The sequence below is a fragment of the Carnobacterium sp. genome (assembly GCF_040274425.1).
This window is the reverse complement of sequence record NZ_JBEMBC010000114.1, coordinates 1-5,921: the sequence shown is the minus strand read 5'-3', so window position 1 is coordinate 5,921 and position 5,921 is coordinate 1. Positions and strand designations below refer to the sequence as shown.

General features: G+C 35.4%; 7 protein-coding genes. 1 reads left to right on the top strand and 6 read right to left on the bottom strand.

The window, feature by feature from the left end; translation table 11 throughout:
* Window positions 1–361 (top strand): histidine phosphatase family protein (locus ABS911_RS13890; protein ID WP_502880549.1); only part of this gene is annotated, 361 nt, incomplete at its 5' end.
* A gap of 98 nt (window positions 362–459) precedes the next feature.
* On the opposite strand, the gene ABS911_RS13885 is transcribed toward ABS911_RS13890, so the two are convergent.
* Genes ABS911_RS13885 through ABS911_RS13860 form a run of 6 tightly spaced genes read right to left on the bottom strand, consistent with a single transcriptional unit; the run spans window position 460 to window position 5,570 of the window.
* Window positions 460–1,281, bottom strand: coding sequence for a class II fructose-bisphosphate aldolase (locus ABS911_RS13885; RefSeq protein WP_350468047.1), 822 nt, complete (start codon window positions 1,279–1,281; stop codon window positions 460–462).
* A gap of 10 nt (window positions 1,282–1,291) precedes the next feature.
* Window positions 1,292–2,158 carry a ketose-bisphosphate aldolase gene (locus ABS911_RS13880; RefSeq protein WP_350468046.1) on the bottom strand — a complete coding sequence of 289 codons (867 nt, stop codon included), beginning with the start codon at window positions 2,156–2,158 and terminating at the stop codon, window positions 1,292–1,294.
* Window positions 2,159–2,179: 21 nt separating this feature from the next.
* Window positions 2,180–3,277, bottom strand: a complete 1,098-nt coding sequence (locus ABS911_RS13875; RefSeq protein WP_350468045.1) for a PTS fructose transporter subunit IIC — start codon at window positions 3,275–3,277, stop codon at window positions 2,180–2,182.
* Window positions 3,278–3,281: 4 nt separating this feature from the next.
* Window positions 3,282–3,596: a PTS fructose transporter subunit IIB gene (locus ABS911_RS13870; protein WP_350468044.1), complete on the bottom strand. Its 315-nt coding sequence runs from the start codon at window positions 3,594–3,596 to the stop codon at window positions 3,282–3,284.
* A 13-nt stretch (window positions 3,597–3,609) separates the two neighbouring features.
* Window positions 3,610–4,056 carry a PTS sugar transporter subunit IIA gene (locus tag ABS911_RS13865; protein WP_350468043.1) on the bottom strand — a complete coding sequence of 149 codons (447 nt, stop codon included), beginning with the start codon at window positions 4,054–4,056 and terminating at the stop codon, window positions 3,610–3,612.
* A 2-nt stretch (window positions 4,057–4,058) separates the two neighbouring features.
* The gene (locus ABS911_RS13860; protein WP_350468042.1) at window positions 4,059–5,570 is read right to left on the bottom strand and encodes a BglG family transcription antiterminator; all 1,512 of its coding nucleotides are present in this window, start codon (window positions 5,568–5,570) and stop codon (window positions 4,059–4,061) included.
* Window positions 5,571–5,921 lie beyond the last annotated feature (351 nt).

The window sequence follows — 5,921 nt, the reverse complement described above, 5'->3', positions numbered from 1 at the left end:
AATTAGTCAATTGGTTGACGACATGCGTATCAATCAAATTCCCTCAACTCAATATGTACCACTGATTATTGAAAATCTTGTTGAGCGTGACGAAGAAGGGAATTCAGAAGACTTTATTACATTTTGGAATCGTATTGAAGAGGCCATGTTGGATATCCATGACGATGCCTTAGAAGTCCGTATGGAAACCCAGAAAAAAGATATCAATGTTTTAATCATCAGCCACGACATGCCCATTCGCTTCTTCCTACATGAAGTCCTACCAGAATTTGACCTAAAAGAAGACTTAGATTACGGTCATTATGCTCATGTTGTCTATACTAAAGGTGCTTACGAACTTGAAGAATTTAACCAAGTTTAACTGACTATTTTAAAAATAATAAAATAAAAAGCTAGCTCAACCATTTATGTCTCTTATCTAATAGAGAATTCCCATGGTAAGCTAGCTTATTTAGCTTTTTAAGGTCTAAATTGCTGAATAACTGCTTTCATTTCACTAGTGAAGTAAGCTAATTCTAGATCAATAAAGTCCTGTAAGTAGATATTTTCTTGCTTCTGCTTCTCTTTCAAGTCTTTCATAATCTGCGTTAAAACCTTATTAGACATAGCAGAATAGTAATTGATTTTTGAAATCCCTGCTTGAATCACACGGGGATATATAGCTGGATCTAATCCAGAACCACCATGCATGACAAGCGGTGTTTTGGTCACAGTTGCAATTTCTTCAATACGGTTAACGTCTATTTCAGGTTTATGGCTATATACCCCATGTTCAGTACCAATCGAGATTGCTAAAGCATCAACACCTGTTTTTCTTGTAAAAGTATCTACTAATTTCACATCCGTATAGTGTTGTTCTCCTGACTCTATTGTACCCAATTCTGCTTCCACACTAACCCCTAATGCATGAGCAATATTCACTACATGCTTAGTTTGTTCTATATTATCCTCAAAAGCTAAAGCAGACCCATCGAACATTACTGACGAATAACCACTTTTTATTGCCTTTACAATTCCGGAAAAAGTTCGTCCATGGTCTAAATGGACACAAATAGGAACAGAGGCATCTTTCGCTAGTGTACTTGCAAAATGTCCAATATATTCTAACGGTATCCGTTTACCATCATCTTCTGTATATTCAATAATAATAGGTATTTGTAATGCTTCCGCTGCTTCTATGGCAGCAATAATCATTTCAAAACTCACGACATTGAAAGCGGGAATTGCATACTTACCCTTTTTTGCTCCTGGTAACACTTCATTTAAGCTGACCAATGGCATAAAACTACTCCTAACTATAATATAGGCTGGCTTTGTTAACAGAATTGAATAAGTTCATCTTATGGTCCACTACTTCTTTAGCAGATTCGATACATGGAGGGAACAATGCATTAGGTTCCCACATCACGTCTGAATCTAACAATTCTTGTAGTCGTTTAAAGTATGCTTTTTTGGTATCACTAGAGATATTGATTTTTTGAATACCAATTTCAACTGCTTGCGCAATCTCAGTATCTGAATTTGATGAACCACCATGTAAGACTAATGGGGTATCTACTAAGTTACTTACTTCTTCTAAAATATCTAATTTTAATTTTGGCACAAAATCTTTCGGATAAATACCGTGGGCTGTCCCAATTGCAATTGCTAAGGTATCAATTCCTGTACGTTGAATAAAATCATCTGCTTCAGCAGGAACAGTGTAAGTAATTTCAGTCACCCCACCTTCTATAGATGTCCCTGTGTCTCCAATCGTACCCAATTCACCTTCAACGGAAACCCCAACAGCATGTGCAATTTCTGCCGCTTTTTTGGTGATTTCAATATTCTCTTCGTATGTTAAATGGGACCCATCGATCATTACCGAAGTAAAACCACAACTAATCGCATTAATCACATCTTTTAATGAACCACCATGATCTAAATGAAGGACAAAAGGTACTTTGCTATTTTCTGTTCGTGCTTTGATATAAGCAATAAACTCATTGGTAATGAAACTTAGTTCATCTGGATGAATAGCGATAATCGCAGGCGCTGATAATTCTTCTGCTTTTTCTACAACAGCTTTAAAAATATTCGCATCGGAAATATTATAGGCACCCACGGCAAATTGATTTTCTTTAGCAACTTTTAGCATTTCTGACATTGTAATTAACATAATGGATTACTTCCTTTCGATTTAACCTTCAATATTAAATTGTGACAAGTCTAATTCTTCTTCTTCGACTACCGCAATATTTTCATATTCTTCTGGGGAAATTTTCTTCTTAATGAATACCAGGATAATCCCAGTCACCACAGATCCAGCAAGTAAGGCCGCGACTGCAACTAGTGGCTTAGTCATTGCTGGGATCACAAAGACTCCTCCTGATGGCACTGGTGACCCATTTTGGAAATAAAAGTTAATTGCACCTGCGACACCAGTACCCATTGAACAAGCAAATACTGTTCGTAACAGGTCATTCATTGCAATCGGAATTACCCCTTCAGTGATCATTGTTAATCCCATTGGAAAAGCTACTTTAATAGCATCTTCCTCGACTTTTGTATAAATTGGTTTTTTCGCTACTTTTGATAGTAACCAGCCAAAGGTTACCCCAATAGGTGGGACCATAGCGCCGATAACTTTTATAGCTTCTGGTTCCATAATTCCTTCAAGTAATAAGCCATCCGCCATTAAGTTTGGCACCTTACTAATTGGTCCCCCAAAATCAAAGGCACCAAGAACTCCAAAGATAAAGCCATAAACTACCCGTGAAGATTCGTCTAAACTTTCTAAGTAAATAATTAATTGTTCAGTCAACCAAGCAATCGGACCTCCAACCACAAAGAACATAAACAATCCAACCACAATGGCAGAAATCGTTGGAATAATCATCATAGGCATTAAACCATCTGCCCACTTTGGTACTTTCCACTTTAATCTCATCCATAAAACAAAATAACCAACTAAATAACCACCTACCATACCACCTAAGAACCCTGCACCAAGTGCATTGGCAATTAATCCCATAAGGAATCCTGGTGCAATACCTGGCCGTTCAGCGATAGAATAAGAAATATATCCGGCAATAAATGGTGATAGTAAGCCCATTCCCATAACACCTAAACTAGTTAGCGCACTCGCAATGGTAAAGGATTGCGTATAATCCTCAATAACCTGACCACCCATCAAATTCCCGATAGCAATTAATAAACCTGAAGCAACAACCAATGGCAACATATAACTAATTGCGGTCAGTGCATGCCGCTTTAACTCATTACCAATCCGTTTCATGTCCTCACTCCTCTACAAGTTGGCTTTCGATTTTTTCAATTAATTGTCCTGCAGCTTTAACCGCGACATTTGTAGGTACTTTCATGATCTTTTTATGTTCAAATCGCTCGTTTCCAGATGTCTGAATATCTGTTGCCATAATTACCAAGTCAGCTTGGTCAATTTCTTCTTTTGTGAGCTCTCCCTCGATACCAATTGTTCCTTGTGTTTCTACCCGAATCTCGTGACCCTTTTTTTCTGCGGCACTAATTAATTTTTCCTTGGCGATATACGTATGGGCAATTCCCGACGTACACGCTACAACTGCAACTAATTTCATCGATAGTTCCTCCTTAATCTACAAATATATTGATAATATCTTCTGCATTCTTTGCCGTCTTTAGCATTTCAAGACTTTCATCATGCGCTAATTTGGATGCAACTTGAGATAAGAGTTTTAAATGAACAGATGTATTATCGACTAATCTGACAGCAAATAAGATGATGATTGTCACTTCTTGATGTTCTTCTCCTTCCCAATCAATTGTTTCTGTTCTCCCAATAGCCAAACTAGTTTTAAGCACATTTTCTGATTTTCCATGTGGAATAGCGATACCTTGTCCGATACCTGTTTCTCCCTCCGCCTCTCTTTCATACACATCTGCAACAAACTTATCTACGTCGGTAATACAATCTTCGGCATACAGCCTTTCACATAACTTTTGAATTGCATCTGCTTTTGAAGTTGCTTTCAAATCTAAAATGATGAGTTCTTTTGATAAAAATTCATTCATATCCATAGTTAACGTCCTCCAAAGTTGCTTTTAATAAATTGCTTAATGATATTAATGTCGGCCTTATCTAGCAAAGCACCGATCAATAAATGGGGAATACTCATTTGTGGCAAATTGACCGTTGTCAAAACAAAGTCAATCTCCGATGTCTTATAGTTAAATATTTCATTGGATGATATGACATCCACAATATTGAATAAGGGAAAATTATTTTCCACCCTTGTTTTTAAGAAATGCGATGACCCGATGCCAGTAGAACAAACAATTAAAATGTTAAAGATTCTAGTAGACTTCTCGATGGCATTTTGAAAATAAAGGGTGATATAAGCAATTTCATCATCAGATAATTTTTCAATTTTATAGTTTTCGTGAATACTGGCTAAGATATCTGCCAGCAATTTAAAGGTGGTTGTAAAGTGTTTTTTCACATCTTCAGTTAATGGATTTACTATCACAACATGATAGTTCACCCGATTTAACATAGGTTGTGTGTGTTGAATTAGTGATTTTACAAGGATTTCATCTTCTGAAAAACAAATTTCTAGTTTACTTTCCATTTCTCTAATTAAGTCGGAAACATAGGAATTGACCAATGAATTACTAATAATTTCTAGATTCCCTAGTGGTTCAATAAAATCAATGTCATCAATCCTTCTAGTTGAAATAAGGAAGGCATATACATAGCCTATTTCCGAATTATCGATGCATAAATTAAATTCTGCTGCCATCTCGCGAATAATCATTTCAGCAATCGTATATTTCTTTTGATTCACCACCTCATGATTAAAAGCGACCTTAGTTGAAGCATTCACTGGATTTTCTGTTCGGTTCATTAGAATCAACAAGTGGGTCAATAAATTAATATAATAAGGATTTTCAATTTGATAACCTAATCGCTTATGCGCACAATCCAGGATTCTTTTAATTTTTGCTACTGATTGCTCATCGAATTCTTGACTTAAAAATTCGATAGAATCTTGATTTATATTCAAGGTATTTTGAAATGATGTATCAGCATTCGCAATTAGTCTATTGAGTAAATGCATCAGTTCTTTTCTGATATATTTTTCTTCGCCATGTATGGCAGTCCCTAAATTATTCTTTTTTAGGATTAAATGACTCCCCTGTAATCGTTCTTCAATTGCTTCAAGATCATTGACTATTGAAGTTTGACTTACAAAAAATTGACTAGAAAATTTTGAAATTGTGTATGGTTTGGGTGCGGAAATCAATAAATGGTACAAAATTGAGAGCCGTCTACCTTCGACTGACAATGCCATTTCATCATTTGCATAAATACTATTCACCACACTGATATACTTTTTTAAATTGAGCTTATATCCTTTAGTCCGATCACTTTCAACAATCTCCTCCCCTAACTCTTCTCGAATTTGTTTAATTCTGCGATAAATAGTCTTTGTTGATACTTTGAAATGGTGCGATAATTCTTGTCCTAAAACGAAGTCTCCATGTTCAATCAAATAGTCAATTAATTTCTGATTTACATTTGTTATACTCATCCATATCACCAACTTATCAATAATTATAGCGCTTACATTTTTGTTTTAAATAACATCTCATGTCTTTACGTTTGGACATAAACATGTGACTAGTTGTAAGTTATCTATTATCCTACCATGAGAAATGTATATTTATTTCTAAAAACAAGCGATATTGATAGATTAAATGCAAAAAAATACCTATATTCAACAACATTATTCATGCGTTAAACATAGGTACATTTATTTGATTAATATCTTATTTTAGCGTCTGTGATAAATATGAATGGTTAATCCACCCATCACATCAACTTGGTCTAGTTGTAAAGGTATACTTTCATCTAATTCGTAAAATAAAGGTTTACCTTTACC